The organism is Saccharopolyspora pogona, assembly GCF_014697215.1.
Lineage (GTDB): Bacteria > Actinomycetota > Actinomycetes > Mycobacteriales > Pseudonocardiaceae > Saccharopolyspora > Saccharopolyspora hattusasensis.
Genome location: NZ_CP031142.1, coordinates 1,925,223 through 1,946,729, shown reverse-complemented (window position 1 = coordinate 1,946,729; position 21,507 = coordinate 1,925,223). Strand labels below are relative to the sequence as shown.

General features: G+C 68.2%; 17 protein-coding genes. 13 read left to right on the top strand and 4 right to left on the bottom strand.

Annotation, left to right across the window (positions count from 1 at the left end):
• Positions 1–364: 364 nt before the first annotated feature.
• Positions 365–853: a GtrA family protein gene (locus DL519_RS08715; RefSeq protein ID WP_190813820.1), complete on the top strand. Its 489-nt coding sequence runs from the start codon at positions 365–367 to the stop codon at positions 851–853.
• On the opposite strand, the gene DL519_RS08710 is transcribed toward DL519_RS08715, so the two are convergent.
• Together DL519_RS08710 and DL519_RS08705 are read right to left on the bottom strand one after the other, a co-directional pair.
• A complete protein-coding gene (locus DL519_RS08710; RefSeq protein ID WP_190813818.1) occupies positions 824–1,852 on the bottom strand; it encodes a hypothetical protein in 1,029 nt (342 codons plus the stop codon). The genes DL519_RS08715 and DL519_RS08710 overlap by 30 nt on opposite strands.
• Positions 1,849–2,517 carry a TauD/TfdA family dioxygenase gene (locus DL519_RS08705; protein ID WP_190813816.1) on the bottom strand — a complete coding sequence of 223 codons (669 nt, stop codon included), beginning with the start codon at positions 2,515–2,517 and terminating at the stop codon, positions 1,849–1,851. The genes DL519_RS08710 and DL519_RS08705 overlap by 4 nt, the downstream gene beginning before the upstream one ends.
• A 262-nt stretch (positions 2,518–2,779) precedes the next feature.
• On the opposite strand from DL519_RS08705, the gene DL519_RS08700 reads away from it, so the two are divergent.
• Together DL519_RS08700 and DL519_RS08695 are read left to right on the top strand one after the other, a co-directional pair.
• Positions 2,780–3,934, top strand: a complete 1,155-nt coding sequence (locus DL519_RS08700; RefSeq protein ID WP_190813814.1) for an alpha-hydroxy-acid oxidizing protein — start codon at positions 2,780–2,782, stop codon at positions 3,932–3,934.
• A 43-nt stretch (positions 3,935–3,977) separates the two neighbouring features.
• Positions 3,978–4,958: a beta/alpha barrel domain-containing protein gene (locus DL519_RS08695; RefSeq protein ID WP_190813812.1), complete on the top strand. Its 981-nt coding sequence runs from the start codon at positions 3,978–3,980 to the stop codon at positions 4,956–4,958.
• A gap of 9 nt (positions 4,959–4,967) precedes the next feature.
• On the opposite strand, the gene DL519_RS08690 is transcribed toward DL519_RS08695, so the two are convergent.
• Entirely contained in the window at positions 4,968–5,702 is a 735-nt protein-coding gene (locus DL519_RS08690) for a TauD/TfdA family dioxygenase (protein WP_190813810.1), read from the bottom strand.
• 118 nt (positions 5,703–5,820) lie between these two features.
• The gene (locus DL519_RS08685) at positions 5,821–6,846 is read right to left on the bottom strand and encodes an aminomethyl transferase family protein (protein WP_223838578.1); all 1,026 of its coding nucleotides are present in this window, start codon (positions 6,844–6,846) and stop codon (positions 5,821–5,823) included.
• A 523-nt stretch (positions 6,847–7,369) separates the two neighbouring features.
• On the opposite strand from DL519_RS08685, the gene DL519_RS08680 reads away from it, so the two are divergent.
• From DL519_RS08680 to DL519_RS08635, 10 genes are all read left to right on the top strand, one after another.
• Entirely contained in the window at positions 7,370–8,311 is a 942-nt protein-coding gene (locus DL519_RS08680; protein ID WP_190813808.1) for an aminotransferase class IV, read from the top strand.
• Between the two features lie 29 nt (positions 8,312–8,340).
• The gene (locus DL519_RS08675; RefSeq protein ID WP_190813806.1) at positions 8,341–9,552 is read left to right on the top strand and encodes a fatty acid desaturase; all 1,212 of its coding nucleotides are present in this window, start codon (positions 8,341–8,343) and stop codon (positions 9,550–9,552) included.
• A 30-nt stretch (positions 9,553–9,582) separates the two neighbouring features.
• Positions 9,583–10,638, top strand: a complete 1,056-nt coding sequence (locus tag DL519_RS08670; RefSeq protein WP_190813804.1) for a class I SAM-dependent methyltransferase — start codon at positions 9,583–9,585, stop codon at positions 10,636–10,638.
• 389 nt (positions 10,639–11,027) lie between these two features.
• Positions 11,028–11,858, top strand: coding sequence for a DeoR/GlpR family DNA-binding transcription regulator (locus DL519_RS08665; RefSeq protein WP_190813802.1), 831 nt, complete (start codon positions 11,028–11,030; stop codon positions 11,856–11,858).
• Positions 11,855–13,372 (top strand): amino acid permease, encoded by a 1,518-nt coding sequence (locus tag DL519_RS08660; RefSeq protein ID WP_190813800.1) that lies wholly within the window; start codon positions 11,855–11,857, stop codon positions 13,370–13,372. Before DL519_RS08665 ends, DL519_RS08660 begins: the two co-directional genes overlap by 4 nt.
• Positions 13,369–14,814 carry an FGGY family carbohydrate kinase gene (locus tag DL519_RS08655; protein WP_190813798.1) on the top strand — a complete coding sequence of 482 codons (1,446 nt, stop codon included), beginning with the start codon at positions 13,369–13,371 and terminating at the stop codon, positions 14,812–14,814. Before DL519_RS08660 ends, DL519_RS08655 begins: the two co-directional genes overlap by 4 nt.
• Positions 14,811–16,214, top strand: a complete 1,404-nt coding sequence (locus tag DL519_RS08650) for an NAD(P)/FAD-dependent oxidoreductase (protein WP_190813796.1) — start codon at positions 14,811–14,813, stop codon at positions 16,212–16,214. The genes DL519_RS08655 and DL519_RS08650 overlap by 4 nt, the downstream gene beginning before the upstream one ends.
• On the top strand, positions 16,211–17,470 hold the full coding sequence (locus DL519_RS08645) for an NAD(P)/FAD-dependent oxidoreductase (RefSeq protein WP_190813794.1): 1,260 nt from the start codon (positions 16,211–16,213) through the stop codon (positions 17,468–17,470). Before DL519_RS08650 ends, DL519_RS08645 begins: the two co-directional genes overlap by 4 nt.
• Positions 17,467–18,129 carry an HAD family hydrolase gene (locus DL519_RS08640; RefSeq protein ID WP_190813792.1) on the top strand — a complete coding sequence of 221 codons (663 nt, stop codon included), beginning with the start codon at positions 17,467–17,469 and terminating at the stop codon, positions 18,127–18,129. Before DL519_RS08645 ends, DL519_RS08640 begins: the two co-directional genes overlap by 4 nt.
• A 115-nt stretch (positions 18,130–18,244) precedes the next feature.
• Positions 18,245–21,421 (top strand): arabinosyltransferase domain-containing protein, encoded by a 3,177-nt coding sequence (locus tag DL519_RS08635; protein WP_190813790.1) that lies wholly within the window; start codon positions 18,245–18,247, stop codon positions 21,419–21,421.
• Positions 21,422–21,507 lie beyond the last annotated feature (86 nt).

Below are 21,507 nucleotides of genomic sequence, written 5' to 3'. Positions count from 1 at the left end.
AATTTGTCTCCTAGGGCTGGTCCGGGAGTTTGCGTGCTGTCGGGATCCTCGTCAAGGGACCGAATGTGAGCGCGATTCGGAATTTCCGGCGAGGCGGCCTTGAACTGCGGTTTCGGCGTTGCCGCCAAGCCTGACTGGAGTGAATCCGGATTGGGCTACAGCACGGTTCGAGGTAGCTGAACCCACCGGCATCGAGGGTGCGCTCGGGAGCCGGCGTCAGTCGCAGCGTCGCGCGCAGGTGGACCGGGAGGATGACGGCTGGCATCGGCGTTTTCCAGCGTCTTCCCAGGTAGTTCACGCGGCCTTCCCGCACGGCCGGACTAGTTTGACCGCAGATCTGAACCGTTGCGTTGGAGTGAGGTCCATGAGAGTGCTGGCTGCACGGGAGCCGGGGGCGCTCGCCCCGGTCGCAGCCGATCCGCCCCGCACGGCCACGCGTGACAACGTCGTCGGCCAGGCCGTGCTGTTCACCGTCGTGGGCGTGCTCGCGACCGCGGCGAACGCCGTGCTCTACGTGCTGCTGCGGGAGATCTTCCCGACGGGTGCCTCGAACTTGTGCTCGCTGCTGATCACGACCGCGGCCAGCAGCATGGCGCACCGGCACTTCGCGTTCGCCGGCCGGGACGAGCACCCGATCCGCATGCACCTGCAGACCCTCGCGGTGTTCCTCTTCTACTGCGTCTCGAACAGCATCGCGCTGGACTTGCTCGGCCTGGCCGTCGAAGACCCCTCCAGCGTCGCGGAAGCCGCCGCGGTCGCGGCGATGAGCATCATCGGCGGCACCACGCGCTTCGTGGTGATGCGGCTCTGGGTGTTCAGCCGCTCAAGGGCTCGTCGCTCCAGCTGGGAGTAGTGCGACCTGGAACTTCTCCACGAGCGCTGTGCGCAACCTCGGCGGGATAAGCGGGTGGTCGAAGCCCTGGTCGGCGAGGTCGAACGGGCCGGCGACGTAGGCCTCGGCGAGCGTGGGTAGCACCGTGAATTCGTCGACGGCGACGGAGTGCACGACCTCCGCCATTGTGGGGGAGTCCGGCAGGGCAGCGGCACCCCACTCCGCGATCCGCGGCAGTCTCCGCAGCCGGTTGACCGCGAGTCGCCGGAGGGATTCCCGGTACAGGGCGCTCGTGCGTTCGGCGTCGGCCAGAGCGATGAATTCGCAAGCCATGGCGACGGCCTCCGCGATGAGCAGGCCTTCTCCGAACTGCAGTTGGGTCGCTGCGGCCGGACCACTGTGCTCGGTGAGTTCAGCCAGGTGGTCCATGTGCGAGGCCATGTGCAGGTGCAGGCCCCAGCGCACGACGCGAGTCGCGGCGGTGCGTTGCTTCGCGACGACGACCAGGGTTGGTCGATTGTTATCCACCAGCCATTCCCGCCATACGAGTTCTGCTGGCAGATCGGTGTCGACGCAGTGGTGGCCGGTGCGTCCCAGCACACGTGTGCGGGCGTTGCGGTCCAGCTCGGCGGAGACTTGCGCTGCATCAGCCGGCTCGGTGTGCTCCTCGTCCCACCCTTCTGTCGTGCAGCTGTCGACGAAGCGTGCCAGCTGCGCCGCGCGGGCGCGGACGGCGGGGCGGGGCCACGGGGGTCCGGGATCTTGCTTGCGGTCCTCCACGTAGTCGGCAGGCGCATCTGCGAGGAAGCCGCGCATCCGACGGAGCCGGTCGGCGAACCGTGAGTACACGGGGGGCGACGTCAGGACAAAATCGTCCACTGCGGACACCAGGAGTGGGTCTCTCGATGTCCGGGCCGCCAGCAGCAGCTCTGCCATGTTGCGGGCGCGCCAGTCATCCGCCTCGGTGTTCGTGGCGGGAACGTTCGTGGCGAGCCGGATGAGCACGTCGGCGGGTGTCATCGGATGACCAGCCTGACGCGCAAGATGAGCCGTCGGGGGTCGGAGAACCACGTCCGCCCGTGCAGGACGCGTTCGTTGTCGCAGATGAGCACGCTGTCGGTGCCAAGCACGAACTCAGCTGCGTCGGGGTGCGAGTCCAGGTGTTCGTCGAAGTCGGTCGCCACGGAGCGCAGCGCGGAATCCACGTCGAGGTTGTCGACCCGCCATCGGATCCTCCCGTCCTCTCTGGACACCGGGCGTGGTACGTCGGGTTCACCGCCGAACGTGGCTGGCGGAATCCATCGCCAGACGGGTTTTCGCAGCAGAGCGGACATCTCCCCCGGGATGCCGGAAAGTGCTTTCCGGGCTTGCAGCAAACGGCTTGCTCCGCCGTCTTCGGCGGGGCGCACGCAGAACAGTGCGAATCGCTGCTCGGGCTCCGCTCGGTAGGCGGCGTCGGTGTGGAAGCGTGCCTCGCCGGCGCGCACGCTGAACGTATCGGTTGACCCGGACTTCCGCGGTGTCACCGGCCAGATGGCCTGCCCTCCGTCGCGATCCGAGGCCGCTCCGTAACGGCTCGCGATTCGTTCGACCGCCCGGTAGTCCACGTCGGATCCATCGGTGAAACCGGCGCTGTCGATCAATGCCCAACCTTGATTTGTTAGCGTTTCGAGCACGGAGGTCATGGTTGCCTTTCCATGGTCCTTATGCCTGGGGGCAATCGTGCCTGCCGGATAGTACGGCCCACAATGGTCCATGTGGGTGGCGCTTCGCTTGCGCCACAACCCGTTCGGCCGAAGAGAGCCGTCTGACAGGCAAGCTGAAAAATTCGTTCGCGACCAAGCGGCTGACGGGTCTGGGATGTAGATCTGATGATTGTTGCGCCAGATGAGTGATGTTGGGATCGGGTGGTGCGGTACTTGCTGGAAATTGGGCAGACTCGCCGTCATGACGGGATTCGCTGAGTATCAGCGCGAAATCGTCCAACTCGGCGAAGATGGAGAATCGCTTCCTTTTACGACCGATCTGGCCGCGCTGGAGGACGCTGTTCGAGCCAAGGTGCCAGCCGGACCGTACTGGTACGTGGCAGGCGGTGCCGGGACGGGTGCCACTGTTCGCGCCAACCGCGCGGCGTTCGAGCGTTGGCGGATCCTGCCAAGGATGCTCCGAAACGCCGACCGCAGAGACCTGAGCACCACGGTGCTCGGCATGCACCTGCCTGCCCCGGTGCTGCTGGCACCCGTCGGTGTTCAATCCATACTGCACCCGGAGTCGGAACTCGCGAGCACACGTGCGGCCGCAGAACTGGGTCTTCCATCGGTGCTCTCCTCGTCATCGTCGCGGACTCTCGAAGAGGTCGCTTCCGCCGGTTGTGACGCGCCGAGGTGGATGCAGTTGTACTGGTCGAGCGACCGCGAGATCTGCGCCAGCATCCTCGACCGCGGCAAGCGCGCCGGCTTCTCCGCCCTGGTGGTCACCGTGGACACCTGGACCCGGGGCTGGCGACCTCACGAAATGGACAGGGGCTACTACCCGGCTGAGCAAGGAATCGGCATGGCGATCCCATTTTCCGATCCTGTTTTCCGATCCAGGCTCGCCAGGCCGCCGGAAGAGGATCTCTCCGCGGCACTCCAGGTGTGGCAGCGCATGCCCACTGATGCCGGCAAGAGCTGGCAGCAGTTCTCCTTCCTGCGCGATCACTGGTCCGGCCCGATCATGGTGAAAGGAATCCTGCATCCCGACGACGCGCGCCATGCTGTGGCGCGCGGGGCCGACGGGATCGTCGTCTCCAACCACGGAGGACGCCAGGTCGACGGTGCCGTAGGTGCGTTGGAAATGCTCCCCGAGGTCGTCGACGCGGTCGGCGCGGAGGTAGACGTATTGTTTGACTCCGGAATCCGGACCGGTTCCGATGTCATCAAAGCCCTTGCCCTGGGAGCGAAAGCCGTGCTCGTCGGCCGACCCTACGCGTACGGGCTCGCTCAAGCGGGCGAGGCGGGCGTGCGCCACGTGCTGCGCAGCCTGCTCGCGGACATCGACATCACGCTCGGGCTTGTCGGGTACCGCAGCCCGGCTGAGCTCGACCGAGATGCGCTGCGCTGACATCACCCGCTCCCCGGCCATACACAGGGTTGGAGAAGACACCTTGAACTTTCCCGTCAGCCTCGTCGACTGCACGTTGCGTGAAGTCGAGTACGAAACCCACCTCACCCTCGCCGAGTCCGTCCAAATCGCGGCGGAGCTCTCCGATGCCGGGGTGCACTACCTCGAGATTGCCGACAAGGGCGCTCCGTCCTGGGCCGATCTGGAGATCGAGGAGTATGTCGGTGCGGTTGCGCAGGCGGCCCCCCGATCCACCGTGGCCATCATGGTCTACCCGGGCGCGTCCCTGGAGACCATCGCGCGGGCGGTTGCGGCCGGCGCGGGCTGCGTACGCCTGGCCGCGAACATCACCGATGCCGCGGACATTCTTCCCTTGGCCGCCGGCGTGAAGGAACTCGGTGTCCAGCTGATCACCTTCAACGCCATGAAGACCTATGCGGTGCTTCCCGCCGAAGCGGTCCGCATTGCCGAGGACGCCCGCGCTGCCGGGGTGGATGTCTTCTACACGGCCGATTCCGCTGGCTGCATGCTGCCTGGAGAGGTCATTGGCCTGCTCCGGTTGTTGCGGGACCGGGGGATCGCCACCGGGTTTCATGGCCACGACAACACCGCCCTCGCCGTGGCGAATTCCCTGGCGGCGCTGGACGCCGGTGCTGTGATGGTCGATGGCACGCTTCGCGGGGCCGGCCGTAGCGCTGGCAACGCGCAGCTCGAAGTACTCGTCAAGGCCGCACAACGCGGCGGATTCCTGTCTGGTGTAGATGGTGATCTGCTGGCTGGGAAGTCCGAGGAGCACGTCGCAGGTCGTCGGTTACGGGATCGCGGAGTGTCCTATTTGGATATCGCGATCGGAGAAGGCCGCTTCCACACCGAGCGGCTGGCTCTGGCCCGCGAGGTCGCCGAGAGCTGCGGCGTGCCGCTGCCGGACTTGGTCCGGGAAGTCGGCCGCCGCGATCCGGTGCGGCCGTCGCGTGAGCTGATGGAAGCAGCCGCAGAGGACCTGTGTGCCTCGCGGGCCGGATGACCGAGCACGCTAATGCGCTTCGGCGATGTGGATTCGGCGTAGGTGGCGACGTGGATCAGCGAAGGCGGTGCGTGCGTGCAGTAGGCGCCAGTTGTCCCAGATCACCATGTCGTTGCGCTGGTAGCTGATCGCTAGGTGCTGTTCGTCGAAGAGCCGCTGCCAGACCGACTGCAGCGCGGCGACGGGATCGGTGTCATCGCGCACGATGTTGTTGACCGAGAATCTCACCACCGTGCTCCCGCGGTGCTCGTCCAGCAGAGGGTGCTGGAAGGCGACGCCGAGGTCGCCGTGCGGGTTCGTCCAGTCGTACTTGGTCCTCTCCAGGTGCTGGCGGTTCTGCTCGGACAACCCCGCCAGCCACGGCCGGGTGTCCGCCAGAGTTGTTTCCCCGCCATCCCCAGCCGGGGGATGCACGCACCAAAGGGCCAGGTAACGCGGCGGAAGCCCTAGCAGGTCATAGCCCTCGGTGTGCGGCGCGAACGCTTTGGTGCTGCCTGGGTAGTAGACGCCGTCTGCCGTGGGCGCGGGTCTGACCTCGGCCACGAGAGCACCGTCGTGGTGCGGCATGAGCGGACCCAGTCGACGGCCGAACGCCATGGGGTCGAAGTCATCCGGCATGCCTGTCAGGTGGACGTAGCCGTGTTCGTCCATGAGGCTTTGGAAAGCCTTCTCGAAGAGTACGTCGGGAACGGGTTTTCCGTTGACATCAGTCCGGTGGAGGACGCTGAGTGGTGAACGACCCATGTTCCACTCCTTTCGGTCGATGTGCACTCTCGGGTGCGTCACGTTCGAGGCGGGCGATAGAAGGGGCCGGGGTAAGTGCTGCCCCGGCCCCGCTCCATCGGCGCGGTACGGCCGTTGTCTAAGGCGCGGCCGGGAGGTCTGGGAACGGAATGGTGCTGACCTGCCAGCGTGAGCCGGCTGCGTGCACGACCGCACCCGGCTGGCAGTCCGGTGCCAGGTGGGCGAACGCCAGCACGCGGCCTTCCCGCGGAGAAGGTGCGGCTGACGTGACGTATCCCAGGAAGCCGCCGCTGTCGTCGAGCACCTCGTCACCCACCAGCGGGCAGCCGGACTTCGTGTCGGCAGCGTGCAAACCGGCCAGCCACAGCCGTTGCGAACCGCGGCTTTTCAGCAACCCCTCGCGACCGATGTAGTCGCGGCCGTCGTGGTCGTCGGGCACCATCCAGCCCGCTCCGATCTCGAACAGGGTGGTGCCGATGTGCACGTCTACCGGGAAGAGACCGAAGGTGATGTCCCGGCACTCCATTCGGTAGATGGTGAGCAGCTCCCAGCCGCACGGGGTGATCTCGGGCCGTTCGGTGACGAGCTGGCGCCACATCGCGGCCAGCACTTCTGCGGACGTCCAGACCTCGTAACCGATGACGCTCCTGAGCACTCGGGCCTGGCCACCGACGAGCGTTCGCACCTGGCAGGACTGGAAGTTGCGCAGGTCGGCGATCATACGCCGGTCTGCATCGTCGACGAGGCTCTGCACCGCTTGCAGGCGCTTGGGCCCCTTGATGTTGAAGCTGAAGACTTCGCTGGGCAGGATGCTGACTTCGGTGAAGAATTCGGCAGTGCGGCGCAGCCAGCCCGGCTCCTTTCCGCCGCCGCAGGACAACAGGAACTCCTCCGGACCGGTGCGGACGACGACAGCCTCCTCGTCGACCGTTCCGGCGGGCGTGGTGAACAGCACGAACCTCGCGGAACCGAGTGGCAGATCTGACACCCTGCGTGGGGAAAGTGCGTCCAGCAACGCCCCGGCGTCGCTGCCCGAAACCTCGAGGTAGCACATCGCGGACGCGATGAAAGCGCCTGCGCCGTGGGTCACCGCGCGGTACTGCTGGTCCAGATCGACCTCGCGCCACCCCCACGCGCCGATCACGTTGTCGCCGAGGACTGTCCACTTCGTGACCCCGCCGAGTAGTACGTCCGTCGCGTGCAGGATCCCCCAGGATCGACGCGGCGCAGTTTGAGGACGTTCTGCATGACTGGCAGGTCCGCTGGTTCAATATTGCTCCATACCGTACCCGATTGGGCTAACGGGTTCCGAATTTCCGGATTCCATTCACGAGGTGTAAAGCCTTCGTCCCGTAGCGTCTGCACGGGGCGATGCTAGCCGGATTTCTTGATTCAACGTTGCTACAGGCAGGTGAATCACATCAACCGCCCGATCGGACGCGTTGACGAGTGGGGCTCAACGGTGGGACATTCTTCCAGGTTTGCTCCCGGGGTGGTTGCTTAAAAATCCATTATGGACAACTTCGTCTGTCATTTTTTTGAAATATCCTGTAGCGGATGGTGAGGATTCCCTGACAAGGTCCTGCGGTCCCGGAACGTTAGCTGGTTGCGGCTAGGGGGAACAACGCCGGCCCCAACGGTTCTTGCGCGAGTCAAGGAGGGCGCCCATGAATGAAACCCACGCACCGCTGGTCTGGTGGCACGGTGAGGTCGTGCCCTGGGACCAGGCCCGTATTCCGGTCACTGCGCTGCGCGGACTGACCGTGTTCGACGGCCTCCGTGCGTACTGGCGGCCGGAGCAAAGGCGGTTCGCGGTCGTGCAGGTGGACGGCCATCTGAATCGCCTCCGTTCGGCCGCCGAGCTGCTGCACGTTCCGGAGAACGGTTTGATTGACCAGTTGGACAAGGGAATGGGCGATCTCCTAGCGGCGACCAGCTTCCGCGAGGACGTCTACCTACGGCTGACCGTGTACATCGACTCCGGCCGGTCCAATGTGTACCCCGATGCGCTGTCGCCGGGGCAGTCGCTGGATGAGTTCGCCCCGATGGATTCGTTCATCTCGTTGCACCAGATCGGTCCCCGCTTCGATGAGCCGATCAGCTGCGTGATCAGCTCCTGGCAGCGCACCCAGGACACGTCCTTCCCGGTGCTGGTGAAGACTGGTGCGTCCTACGCGGCGCTGAGGCTGGGGCGGGTCGAGGCGAAGAAGGCGGGAGCCGACCAGGCGATCCTGCTCAACAACCGCGGCATGGTGGCGGAAACCGCCGAAGCGGTGATCTTTATGGTCCGCCACGGCCGGCTGTACACGCCTCCGCTGTCCGACGGAGTCCTGGACAGCCTGACCCGGGAGACCGTGATCCAGCTGGCCCGCAGAGAACTCGCTCTTACGGTCGAGGAGTGTTCGATCACCCGCTCCGAGCTGTACACCGCCGACGAGGTCTTCATCTGTGGTACATGGGAGGAGATCCGGGTCGTCGGCTCGATCGACGGCATCCAGCCGCGCAACCCGGAAGCCCCGATCTCCCACGCTTTGCGCCAAGCCTACCTCGACATGTGCACCGGGCGGCGCCCTCCGATCGAACCCGACTTCGTGCGATTGCTGCCTTGACGGAACCAGCATTGCAGAGGTGAGAACAGGTGCGCGACCAAGAACTGCGTCCCGACGCATCAACCGCGACGCCGGGCGGAGCACCCGACCCGCGGGAGACCATGCGGGTGCTACCTGGATTCCTCCAACCCGCCCTCACGTGGCTCACCGGCAAACCGCTGGGAGACCAGCGGCCGTGGCAGCTCACGCCGCTGCACCACCTGTGGGCCAGCGTGCTGCCCATTGTCGCGGGAATCGCGCTGGGAGCTGCGGTGGTGGGCGCGGGGTGGTGGATGCTGTTGCTGCCGGCCTCCTGGCTGCTGACCACGCACGGCATCCGGAAGCTGCGGGTGATGATCGTCCACCAGTGTTCGCACGCGAACTTCCTGCGGCGCAAGCAGATCGACACCGCGATCGGCAGCGCGATCGCGTTGCTGCTGGTGACACAGGAGTACGGCGAGTACAAGAGTGAGCACGTCAGCGACCACCACTCCAGCAACCACATGACGTTGAAGGATCCCACCGTCCAGTTCCTGATGCTGGTCCTGGGCATGCGTGTCGGCATGACCCGCCGGCAACTGTGGCGCAGAATGCTCGCGGGTGTCTTCTCGCCGCGTCTGCAGGCGAAGGCGACTTACTCGCGGATCGCCTCGCACCTCCGGGGCACCGCTGCCTGGTACCGGGCGCTGTTTCTGGCGCTGGTCGGCGGGCAGCTCATGGTGGTCATCGCACTCGGGATCTGGGTCGAGTACCTCGTCGTGTGGGTGTTCCCCCTGGTGTTCCTGTTCAACGCCGCAGCCACGATCCGCCTTTCATCGCGACACATCTTCCCGGCCCGCGGACCGGTGCGTAAAGGGCGGGCAACGTTGGCCGGGTATACCCACGGCGTCTTCTTCGGCGAAGCCGCGCCTGGCCCTGACGTGTCTGGTGTCCGGCGGGTTCTGAGCTGGTCGCGGTGGTGGCTGCGGATGCTGTTCGTGCACCTGCCGGCGCGCCTGTTCGTCTTCGTCGGCGACGGGCCGTGCCATGACTACCACCACCGGTTCCCACGCTCGCGGGACTGGGCGAACTACATCTTCGCCCGGCACCGCGACATCGCTGCCGGGCATCCGGGCTGGCCGCCCTACACCGAAGTGTGGGGTCTGGTGGCCGCCATCAACGCGGTGTTCACCACGCTGAGCGCGGCAGACCGGCAGTTGTACGACGTCTCCCAGGTCACGTCGGTCAGCCAGCAGGAACTCCTGTCGGCCTTCGAAGAGTAGTCCCGCAACGCGGAGGGCTTGCGACGCGCCATGCAGAACACGAAGCATTCATCCTTCTCCGGTGTCGAAATCCTGCCCGGCACCACGATGCAGGAGTACCTCGACGAGCTTCGGATCCGCCACCCGAGGTTGTACGAGCGTCTTGACCTGGCACGGCTGGACCCCACGCAGCTCGCCCGGATATACGAGGCGCTGGACTGCTTCGCCTCGCCGTTCGACACCAAGGAACACGGCGGTCGCGGTGACGCCTATCGCAACACCCAGCTCGCGCATCCCCTGGTACGTGCACGGGGGATCAGCAACCTGTGCGAGCTGGCCATACCGGTGGACAGCAGCCCCGCTCGCAGCTTCCTGCTCGACGCGCTCGGTGGCAACGGAACCATGACGCGAGCGATGCGGCTACTCCAGCCAGACACGAGTCCCGCCATCTTCACCGGAGACGTGGCCGCCCCGATGATCGCCGACGCCTTGGCCCAAGGGCTCCCAGCCGTGCGGCAATCCACGCAGCGGTGGCTGTTCCGGGATGCGGCACTCGATGGCGTCATCTTCGCCTACGGCACCCACCACATTCCCGTGGACGAGCGCCCCCAGGCGATGGCGGAAGCCCACCGGGTGCTCCGGCCAGGCGGGCGGATCGTCGTGCACGACTTCGAGGAGGGCAGTACCACGGCCCGCTGGTACAGCGAAGCCCTGGACCGCTACACCTACACCGGGCACAAGCACGAGCACTTTCTTCGCGAGGAAATGCACGAGTTGCTCGTCACTGCGGGCTTCCACGACGTGCGGGTCCGGTACCTCTACGACCCGTGCGTCGTAGATGCTGACTCTCCGGCAGCAGCACGGCGCGGCGTGATCAACTACATGTACGACCTGTTCGCGCTGGCGAAGCTCGTTCCCCCGGACGCGTTGGACGACGAGGACTCCTGGATGATCGTCGATGAGGTCGTCCGTCGCTACGCCACCTTCGGTTCAGACGAACGAGCCAGGCTTGGCGCGCAGGTGGCGGAGCTGACCGTCCGTCCGTCCGGCCGAGGTTTCCGAGCCGAACTCCCCAGGGTGGCGCTCGTCGCGACCGCAACCCGTTGATCCCTGTTCGAAAGTGAGTTTCGGCAGCCGGACCGTTTGTGGCTGGTTGCCGCGAGCCCGGCAGCCGTTGATGTAAAGCACGCCGAGGCGCGGTGGTGCGGCGCCTACCTGCTCCGCGAGCTGGTCCCGGTGCTCGCGCGCTAGCAGAGGCGTAGAAAGCCGCACTTCTCCTGGCTCGATGGAGGAGGTCAGCGGACCAGCATGAAGGGCGTCGGCCAGTGACGGTCGGCGCCCTTCAGGTGTTCAGCCGCATGGACAGGCCGGCCTTGGCGACAGCCCAGCGTCGGCGCGCCGAGAGTCAGCTCACATCGGCCCATCTTGACGCCCGCTACCAGCTAATTCCATACTCATCCACAGTTAGCCACAAATAGCCACAGAAACGGTCAAGGATGCTCGTTGCTGAGCGGCATGCCCGCATCAACCAGGCAATCCGGTCTGGCCGGGTCGTCTCGACGGTGGAGCTCTCCGAGCTGCTGGACGTCTCCACCGAGACCATCCGGCGCGACCTGGCAGAACTGGAGAACAAGGGCGTCCTGGTGCGCGTGCGCGGTGGCGCCGTGCGCACCGGCCACCTCGGCGACGAGGCGCCCTACGTGGAGCGGTCCAGCACGGCGGAGGAGGGCAAGTCGGTCATCGGCCGACTGGCCGCGGAGCTGATCCGGCCCGGTCAGACGATCGCCATCGACGTCGGCACCACCGCCGTGCAGGTCGCCCGCGCCATCCCGAAGGACTTCACCGGCGTGGTGGTGACCTGCTCGATGCGGGCCGCCACCGAGCTCGCCGACGTGCCGGGTGCGGAGGTCCATCTCAGCGGTGGCCGGATGCGGCGCGGCGACCTGGCCCTGTCCGGTCCGGTGACGCAGGACTTCTTCCGGGACATCCACGCTGACGTGGCGTTCCTGGGCTCCGGCGGGCTCGACGCGGAGGCCGGGCTCACCGACTTCCACCTCAACGAATCCCACGTGCGGCGGATCATGATCCGCAACTGCGCCGCGAGCTACGCGCTGGTCGACAGCACCAAGCACCAACGCGTCGCCCCGTACCGGGTCGCGTCGCTCGACCAGATCACCGGCGTCATAACCGACCAGGAACCCCCTGCCGACCTGGTCCGGGCGGTCGCCGAAGCCGGTGGCCGGATCATCCGGCCCGTGAAGGCGGACTCCGCCCCGGCCGATGAGGCATCGCCGTCCGAGGCAGCAGGGAAGGGAGGGCAGAAATGACAACGCCTGGTGAGCGCGGTGCGAACGGCCTCTCGGAGTTCGGCTACGCGCAGGAGATGAAGCGCGAGCTCGGCTGGTACACGTCCTTCGCGGTGGCCTTCGGGTTCGTTTCGATCGCGACCGGCATCTTCACCGCCTACGGCTCGGTGCTCAGCTCATCGGGGCCGATGGGCATCTGGACCTGGCCGGTGGTGGTCGTCGGCCAGCTGTGCGTGGCGCTGATCTTCGGCGCGCTGGCCGCGCGGATCCCGGTCAGCGGCTACGCGTACCAGTGGATCTCCCGGCTGGCCAACCCGGTCCTGGGCTGGATCATGGGCTGGGTGTCGTTCACCTTCCTCGGCGTGGTCGTCGTCGCCGTGGACTACACGATCGCCGCGACGATCCTGCCCGTGCTGTTCCAGTACCAGGGCACCAACGAGAATGCCTGGGCCATCACCGCGGTCGTGCTGCTGCTGCAAGCGATCCTGGTGGCGCTGTCCACCCGGGCCACGCAGCGGGTGAACAACGTGGCGGTCACCATCCAGCTGATCGGGATGGTGTCGCTGACCGTGCTGCTGTTCGTCGTCGGCGGCGTCACCGGCCAGCTCGACTTCAGCACCCTGTTCAGCACCGGTGACATCCCGCGCGAGGGCTACTTCTCGCTCGGCGGCCTGACCTCGGTCGGCCCGTGGGCCCTGGGTTTCCTGCTCGGCGCGTTCACCATCGTCGGCTTCGAATCGGCGGCGAACCTGGCCGAGGAGACCAAGAACCCGGCGCGGGTGGTGCCCAAGGCGATGGCGCAGGCCGTGGTCGGGCTCGGCGTGCTCGGCATGCTGTTCCTGGTCGCGGTGACGGCGCTGGCCGGCGACCCGGTGGCGCTGGCGCAGTCCGATACCCCGGTAGCGGACGTGATCGCCCGGGTGCTCGGCTCCTACGTCGGCAAGGCGCTGCTGGTGCTGGTCGTGGTCTCGATCTTCTCCTGCGGCCTGGTGATCTCGCTCAGCGGCGCCCGGCTGGTCTGGGCGATGGCCCGGGACAAGAGGTTCCCCGCCTGGCAGCTGCTGAACAAGATCAACGGCTCGACCGGCACCCCGATGAACGCCTCGGTGTTCATGTTCGTGGTCAGCCAGATCGTGCTGGCGCTTTTCGCCCGGTCCACTCAGGCGTTGTTCTCGCTGTTCTCCGCCGCGACGCTGCTGCCGGCGCTGATCTACGCGGCTACGGTGGTCCTCTACGTCGCCAAGCGCAGGAGCCTGCCGCCGTCGAAGGGCTTCGAGCTCGGCCGCCTGGAGATCCCGGTGCTGGTGCTGGCGGTCGTCTGGCTGGCCTACGAGCTGCTGATCTTCCGGGACGCCTCGTTCGCGGAACCCTGGCTCTACGTGCTGGTCATGTTCGCCATCGGCGCGCTTTACCTGATCTACCTGCTGGTGCGTCACGGCGCGAAGATCCTGACGATGCCGGACCTGCACGACATCGACAAGGCGCTGGACGCCGATCCGCAGTCGGAGAGCAATGCGGGAGGGAACCGGTCATGACCACCGTCCTGGCGATCGATCAGGGGACCTCGGGGACCAAAGCGATGGTCGTCGACGGCGCCGACCAGGTGCTCAGCGTCGTCGAGCTGCCGGTCCGCCCGCACTACCTCTCCGGCGGTGGCGTGGAGCAGGACCCGCAGGAACTGCTGGACTCGGTGCTGGACTCCGGGCGGCAGGCGGTCGCAGCTGCCGGGGTGCCCGTCGAGTGCGTGACGCTGGCCAACCAGGGCGAGACCGTGCTGGCCTGGGATCCGGCGACGGGGCGGCCGTTGAGCCAGGCGATCGTCTGGCAGGACCGGCGGGCCGCGGAGATATGCGCGAAGCGCGGGGATTCCGCGGAACTGGTGGGCGAGCGCACCGGGCTTGTGCTGGACCCGTACTTCTCGGCGCCCAAGATGCGCTGGATCCGGGAGCAGCTGACCACCGAGGGCGTGGTGACCACATCGGACGCCTGGCTGGTCCGCCAGCTCACCGGCGAGTTCGTCACCGACGCCAGCACGGCCAGCCGGTCGCTGCTCATCGACCTCGACTCGGTGTCGTGGGATCCCGAACTGCTGGCGCTGTTCGACCTGGCGGAGGAGGACCTGCCGCGCATCGTCACCAACGACGAGGTCATCGGCGAGACGACCCTCTTCGGGGAGCCGGCGCCGGTCGGCGGGCTGGTCGTCGACCAGCAGGCGGCGCTGTTGGCGCAGCGCTGCCTGACGCCCGGCGAGGCGAAGTGCACCTTCGGCACCGGGGCGTTCCTGCTGGCCAACATGGGGCAGGCGCCGGTCCGGTCCAGCTCCGGGCTAGCCGCCTCGGTGGCGTGGCGGGTGCGGGGCGGGACTTCGTACTGCTTCGACGGGCAGGTCGCCACCGCGGCGTCAGCGGTGCGGTGGTTGCAGGGCCTCGGGCTGATCCAGGGCGCATCGGACCTGGACCGCGTCGCGACCGCCGACAGCGACGGTGTGCTGTGCGTGCCCGCGCTGGCCGGGTTGTCGGCCCCGTGGTGGGCGCCGGACGCGAGGGCGAGCTTCAGCGGGATGACGCTGTCCACAGAAGCCGGACATCTGGTCAAGGCGGTGCTCGACGGCATCGCCGCCCAGGTCGCCGAGCTCGTCGACTGCGCCGCGCGGGACATCGGCAAACCGCTGTCGCGGCTGCGCGTCGACGGCGGGCTCACCCGCAGCCGGGTGCTGATGCAAGCGGTCGCCGACCTGCTGCAAGTCCAGGTCGACGTGTACCCGTCGGCGCATGCGACGGCGCTCGGTGCGGCCGGCTTCGCCCGCGCCGCAGCCGATCCCGGGCTCCCGCTCGACCAGGCGGTCGTCGACTGGACGCCGAGCACCAGCTTCGCCCCGCAACTGGGCGCCGACACCGCCGCCGCGTTCCGCGCCCGCTGGCGCGTCGCCGTCGACACCGCGCTCACCAGTGATCGCAAGATTCAGGAGGATTCATGACTTCGGCGCACGACAAGGGGATCGTCGATGTGGCCGTGATCGGTGCCGGGGTCGTCGGTTCGGCGATCGCCCGGCTGCTGTCGGGGCACCAGCTCGACGTGGCGTTGATCGAGTCGCGCTGCGATGTCGGCGACGGCACGAGCAAGGCCAACACGGCGATCCTGCACACCGGCTTCGACGCCAAGCCGGGAACGTTGGAGTCGCGGCTGGTGGCCAGGGGGTACCACCTGCTCAAGGCGTACGCCGATGAGACGGGCATTCCGTACGAGCCGACCGGGGCGTTGCTGGTGGCGTGGGACGACGAGCAGCTGGCGGCACTGCCGGGGTTGCAGGAGAAGGCCGAGCAGAACGGTTACGCCGAGACCGAGATCGTCGGTCCGGACGAGGTGTACCGGCAGGTGCCGACGTTGGGTCCGGGAGCGCTGGGCGGTTTGACGGTGCCGGGCGAGTCGATCATCTGCACGTGGACCACGAACCTCGCCCTGGCCACGGACGCGGTCCGGCGGGGCACGCGGCTGCTGCGCTCCCATCGCGTCGAATCCGTGACCGTCGGTGCCGACGAGACAGTGCTGCACACCAACCGGGGCGACGTGCGAGCCCGCTGGGTGATCAACGCGGCCGGTCTGGGCAGCGACGTGATCGACGAGCTGTTCGGCCACGACCGGTTCCACCTGCACCCGCGGCGGGGCGAACTGCTGGTCTTCGACAAGCAGACGCGGCCGATGGTGGACAAGATCGTGCTGCCGGTGCCGTCGAAGCTGGGCAAGGGCGTGCTGGTGTCCCCGACGATCTACGGCAACGTGATGCTGGGCCCGACGGCCGAGGACATGACCGACCGCCGGGACACGTCGACCACCGAGGACGGGTACGAGTTCCTGCGGGAGAAGGGGGAGCGGATCATGCCGCAACTCCTCAAGGAGGAGGTGACCGCGACGTACGCGGGGTTGCGTGCGGCCAGCGACATCCCGGACTACACCGTGGAGGTCGATGCCGGGCAGCGCTATGCGGTCGCCGGGGGTATCCGCTCCACGGGTTTGACTTCGGGGATGGCGATCGCCGAGCACCTGCTCGGGTTGCTGGGCGGGGCCGGTCTGGAGCTTCTGGAACGCACGAACCTGCCGGAGCCGCCGCTGATGCCGAACATCGGCGAGGCCTACCTGCGGCCCTACGCCGATGGTGCCCGGATCGAGCAGGACCCGGCCTACGGCAAGGTGATGTGCTTCTGCGAGCGGGTCACCGAGGGCGAGGTCCGGGACGCGCTGAACAGCACGATCCCGCCGTGCGACCTGGATGGATTGCGTCGGCGGACGAGGGCCATGAACGGGCGCTGCCAGGGGTTCTTCTGCGGCGCGAACGTGACCGGGATGTTGCAGGACACCGAGACGGAGGCACGCCGATGAGCACGGCACGCACGCGGCTCACCCCGACCGTAGCCATCGTCGGTGCGGGCCCGGCCGGCCTGCGCGCGGCGCAGGAGTTGGCGCCGGCAGTGCCGGGCGAGGTGCTGCTGCTGGACAGGGAGCAGCAGGCCGGGGGCATCCCGCGGCACTGCGCCCACCCCGGTTTCGGGATCCGCGACTTGCACCGGTTCTACAGCGGCCCGGACTACGCCCGGAGGATGGTCTACAGCGCCGAGCGGGCGGGTGCGGTGATCCGCACCGGTGCGATGGTCACCGGCTGGTCGGCCGACGGCGGGCTGGAGGTGACGAGCCCGGAGGGCCTGTTCGAGGTGCACGCGGAGGCGATCGTGCTGGCCACCGGCGCGCGCGAGCGGCCGCGCACCGCGCGGATGGTGCCCGGCGACCGCCCCGGCGGGGTGTACACGACCGGTCAGCTGCAGAACCTGGTTCACCTGCACCACCGGGAGGTCGGCAGCAAGGCGGTGATCGTCGGCAGCGAACTCGTCTCCTGGTCGGCGGTGCTGACGCTGCGCGACGCGGGCTGCGACACCGTGCTGATGACCAGCGAGCAGCCGAAGATCGAGTCCTACGCGCTGTTCTCGGTTCCGGGCAAGCTGGGCTTGCGGGTTCCGGTGCGCACCCGCACCAAGGTCACCCGGATCATCGGCAAGCACCGGGTGCGGGCCGTCGAAGTAGAAGATCTCGGCACCGAACACCGCGAAACGGTGCCCTGCGACACCGTGGTGTTCACCGGCGACTGGATCCCGGACAACGAGCTCTTCCGCGCCGCCGGGCTGGAACTGGACCCCGGCACGCTCGGGCCGGTGGTGGACACCGAGCTGCGCACCGATCGGCCCGGCGTGTTCGCCGCCGGGAACGTGCTGCACCCGGTCGACACCGCTGATATCGCGGCGCTGGACGGCAAGCAGGTCGCCGCGAGCGTGCTGGACCACCTCCGCAGCAACCGACGCCCCTCGGAGAAGGGCATCCGGATCGTCGCCGACGAGCCGCTGCGGTGGATCTCGCCGATGGTGCGCCGGGTCGGCGACCGTCGGCCCGCCCGCAACCGGCTGCTGGCCTGGGTTGACGAGTACGTGCGGTTCCCGCGGGTCGTGGTGACCCAGAACGGCCGGGTGGTGGCCGAGAAGCGCCTGCCGTGGCCCGCCGCGCCGGGGCGCGTTTTCCGTATCCCCGGCGAGCTGCTCGACGCCGCCCGCCCCGGCGAGGGCGACGTGCACATCTCGCTGCGCCGATGACCACCGGAACCGCCGTCGTCGACCTCGACGGCGTGCTGTACGCGGCGGACACGTTCGCCGAACTGGCGATTCACCGCTACCGGCGGTCTCCCAAGCGGGCGCTCGCGGTCGCCGCGAGCGCCCCGCGCCTCGCCTGGGCCTGGCACCACGAGCACCTGCGGCCAGACGTGTTGCGCCACTTGGCAACTCGCGCGGTGGTGGGGATGGAACGATCCGCTTACGACGGGTTGGCCCGGGACCTCGCGAACCGGATGGCGAATTCGTCTCGCGTCGCATGGGATGGAGTGGCGGTCCTGCGCGGACTCTGCGACGCGGGTTGGCGGGTCGTCGTGGCGACTGCTTCGGAACACGAGCTCGCGTCCGCGTACCTGCGGGGTATCGGACTTGGTGCGGTAGAACTCGTCGCATCCCAGCTGGATCCCACCGCTGGTCGCTTCATCGTGCACAACCACGGCGCGGAGAAGGTGCGGCAGCTCGGATTCGCGGGCTGCACGAGCTGGGATCTGGCGTATACCGATGCCTTGTCGGACCTGCCGCTGCTGGCACGCGCCGCGCGGCCGGTGCTGGTCAACGCGGGCAGTGCACTGGTCCGCAGAGCCGCGGAGCGGCTGGGTGCCGAACCAGAAGTCGTGCGGTGGGGAACCGGAAAGCGTTGGTAAACGTGCGGTGCCGGTGGCGCAGTGCGATCATCGCCGCGCCGGTTATCGGTCCCGCAGTGTGCCTCATTAAGCTCTTCGGGATTGGGTTCTTTCCGGAAGAAGAGGTGGCGGTCGCGTGACTCAGCGGTCCGTGCAGGTCACGCGTCGCGGTTGGGCGTCGAAATCCGCCGGTCGCTGGGCGGCATTCCTGGGTCTGCTCTCCGCGCTGCTGGCGCTGGCGGTGCCGTTCCTGCCGGTCGAGCACGAGGTCACGACGTTGCAGTGGCCGACCGCGCAGGGCACGAAACCGGTCTCGGCGCCGCTGGCCAGCCACGCGCCGCTGTGGCTCGCGGCGGAGGTGCCGTGCGCGGCGGCGCGGAGCCTGGATGCGCGCATCGACGGGCCGGGTGTGCTGATCGCCACGAACGCGCCGTCGTCGGAGTACGGCGGGCTGACCGGGATGACCCTGCAGGTCGACGCCGGGCAGCTCACGCTTTGGTCGAAGGGGCACCAGGCCGGCACCGCCACCCTGCCCGAGGGCGACTGCTCCATCTCCGTGCACTCGGACGCGGCCGGCACGCAGGCCGGCGTGGGTGGGCTTCCGCTGGCCGCGGTGCCCGGTGATCAGCGGCCGCAGCTGACCGGCATCCACTCACAGCTCGACTCCGCGATCGACGACGTTCGCGGCCTGGATTTCCAGGCGCGGGTGGACAACCGCTTCGCGAGCCAGGCGACTCCGCTGAAGGTCGCCGTGATGGTGCTGGCCGTCCTGGCGTTCCTTGGTTCGATGATCGCGTTGCGCCGCCTGGAGATCCGGCGGGCGCCGCGCCTGGTCCCGCCGGGGTGGTGGCGGCCGGACGTCCGCGACGTCGTCGTCCTCGGCGCGCTGGGCGTGTGGTGGCTGATCGGCGCGATGACCGCCGACGACGGCTACATCCTGACCATGCTGCGCGCGGCCGACAGCGCAGGGTACGTCACCAACTACTTCCGCTGGTTCGGCAACCCGGAATCGCCCTTCGGGTGGTTCTACGAGATCTACGCGCTGTGGGTGCAGATCTCGCCCGCGACGCCGTGGGTGCGGTTGCCCGCGCTGTTCCTCGGGGTCGTCAGCTGGCTGCTCGTCAGCCGCGGCGTGCTGCCGCGGCTCGGGCAGCAGGTGGGGCGCAGCAAGTCCGCAGGCTGGGCCGCGGCGGCGGTGTTCCTGGCATTCTGGCTGCCCTACAACAACGGTCTCCGGCCGGAACCGGTCGTCGTGGCGTTCTTCCTGCTCGCGCTTTGCGCAGTCGAGCGGGCGGTGGCCACCCGGCGGCTGACTCCGGCCGCTCTCGGGCTCGTCGCGGCGGCGTTGGGCCTGGGCGCGAACCCGCACGGAATGGTCGCGGTGCTGCCGTTCGTCGTGGCCGCGAAGCCGCTGCTCCGGATGCTGTGGCAGCGTGTGCGGGAACGCGGCGCGCTGCCGGTGCTGGCCCCCGTCGCGGCGGCCGGGCTGGTGATCCTCGTCGGCGTCTTCTTCGACCAGACCCTGCAGTCAGTGCTGGACTCGGTGGCGCTGAAGACCAAGTTCGGCCCGAACGAGCAGTGGTACGAGGAGCTCAGCCGATACGACCGGCTGTTCGGCCAGTGGCCGGATGGGTCGTTGACGCGCCGGTTCCCGGTGCTGCTGCTGGTCCTGTGCCTCGTGGCGAGCGGAGTGGTGCTGCTGCGCCGGCACAAGATCCGCGGCGCCGCGCTGGGCCCGAGCCGCCGCGTTCTGGCGGTGGCCGCGCTGAGCTTCGTGGTCCTGGCCATGACGCCCACGAAGCACACGCACCACTTCGGGATCCTCGCCGGGATCGGTGCGGTGGTGGCCGCGCTGACTGCGTTGGCGACGAGCGCGGCCGTGCTGCGATCCCGGCGCAACCGGGCGGGCTTCTTCGCCGGTCTCATGGTTATCTGCGCCTTCTCCGTCACCGGCACGAACTCGTGGTGGTACGTCTCGGGTTGGGGAGTGCCGTGGTTCGACCGGGCGCCGAGCCTCGACGGGCGAAGCGTGAGCACGTACTTCCTGGCGGCAGCGGCGGTGGCCGGTGTCGTCGCCATGGTCGAGCACCTGCGGCACGACGAGCTCCCGGTCATCACGCCGGCCGCACGACGGCGGGTGCTCAGCCTCGGCGCCGCTCCGCTGACGATCACCTGCGCGATCCTGCTGCTCGGTGAGGTGGCGCTGTTCGCCGCGGGAATGCAGCGGCAGCGCGGCGGTTACAGCCTGGGCGCGGACAACATCAAGCAGCTAGCCGGTTCCAGCTGCGGGCTCTCCGACTACGTCGGCGTCGAGACCGATCCCCGGCGAGGTGTGCTCACCGTGTCGCCGTTCCAGCCGGCCGCGGAGAGCGCGGAGTCGGCGAACCGGCGCACCAAGCCGAAGCCCGCCGACTACCTCGCTGCCACCGCGGTCGGCTTCCACCGCTTCGGCTACCCGGGGGGCAAGCAATGGACCCCGCCGTTCGGGTTCGGCGGCGACGACGCGCCGGTGTGGGGCACGTTCTCCGCCGACGACCCCGTCACAGGTGAGCTGCGCACCCCCTGGTACGACCTGCCGCCGCAAGCCACCAGCGGTGAAGCCCCGGTCGTGCTGTCCTTCGGCGGCGACGCCACCGGCGTGAACTCGCTCGGTGTCGAATGGGGCCGGGATACCCCGCAGGGCTTCGAGATCATGGGCCACGTCGACATCGCCCAGCTCAGCGGCATGTGGTGGGATCGCCGGTTCATCGTGGACGGTGCGACGAAGGTCCGGGTGGTGGGCGTGGACCGGAAGATCGACAGCGGCGGCTGGATGGCGGTCAGCGCGCCGCGCGTCCCGCAGTTGACCAGCATGACGAAGGTGATCGGCGACGCCCCCGCCTTCGTGGAATGGACCGCCGCACTGGTGCACCCGTGCCTGAACCTCGCGCGACTGCACAACGGGATCGCGGAGATGCCGCGGTTCCGGGTCGCCGGTGGCGGGATGCTGCGCGACATGGGCCAGAGCTGGTCGGCGCCGGGGGCGGGCGGCCCGTTCGGTTGGCTCAACGTGGCGGCCAGCGTCCGCGTGATGCCGACCTACCTCGAAGGCGACCTGCACCGCGACTGGGGCTCGCTGTACCTGGTGGACTCCTACCAGTCCGACGCGCTCCCGGCGGAGGCCGCGATGGAGGTCCACTCCGAAACGCATTGGGGGCTTTGGAGCCCGGGACCGCTGACGAAGGCCGTGAAGCTGCCCGGCGGCGCGCCCAGCTCCAGCGGCCGCACCGATCTCAGCCCGCTGGGCCCGGTCCCGGCCGGCGACGCTGCGTGATCCGATGTGAGCATCGCCATGTCCGAGGGGCGGAGGCGACCTAGATCGCTTAGGATCGCTAACCGTTGAGGCGTGCTGGTGCACCG

Coding starts and splice junctions, on each gene's coding strand:
- DL519_RS08715 (WP_190813820.1), top strand. CDS start 365: ATGAGAGTGCTGGCTGCACGGGAGCCGGGGGCGCTCGCCCCGGTCGCA.
- DL519_RS08710 (WP_190813818.1), bottom strand. CDS start 1,852: ATGACACCCGCCGACGTGCTCATCCGGCTCGCCACGAACGTTCCCGCC.
- DL519_RS08705 (WP_190813816.1), bottom strand. CDS start 2,517: ATGACCTCCGTGCTCGAAACGCTAACAAATCAAGGTTGGGCATTGATC.
- DL519_RS08700 (WP_190813814.1), top strand. CDS start 2,780: ATGACGGGATTCGCTGAGTATCAGCGCGAAATCGTCCAACTCGGCGAA.
- DL519_RS08690 (WP_190813810.1), bottom strand. CDS start 5,702: ATGGGTCGTTCACCACTCAGCGTCCTCCACCGGACTGATGTCAACGGA.
- DL519_RS08680 (WP_190813808.1), top strand. CDS start 7,370: ATGAATGAAACCCACGCACCGCTGGTCTGGTGGCACGGTGAGGTCGTG.
- DL519_RS08670 (WP_190813804.1), top strand. CDS start 9,583: ATGCAGAACACGAAGCATTCATCCTTCTCCGGTGTCGAAATCCTGCCC.
- DL519_RS08665 (WP_190813802.1), top strand. CDS start 11,028: ATGCTCGTTGCTGAGCGGCATGCCCGCATCAACCAGGCAATCCGGTCT.
- DL519_RS08660 (WP_190813800.1), top strand. CDS start 11,855: ATGACAACGCCTGGTGAGCGCGGTGCGAACGGCCTCTCGGAGTTCGGC.
- DL519_RS08655 (WP_190813798.1), top strand. CDS start 13,369: ATGACCACCGTCCTGGCGATCGATCAGGGGACCTCGGGGACCAAAGCG.
- DL519_RS08650 (WP_190813796.1), top strand. CDS start 14,811: ATGACTTCGGCGCACGACAAGGGGATCGTCGATGTGGCCGTGATCGGT.
- DL519_RS08645 (WP_190813794.1), top strand. CDS start 16,211: ATGAGCACGGCACGCACGCGGCTCACCCCGACCGTAGCCATCGTCGGT.
- DL519_RS08640 (WP_190813792.1), top strand. CDS start 17,467: ATGACCACCGGAACCGCCGTCGTCGACCTCGACGGCGTGCTGTACGCG.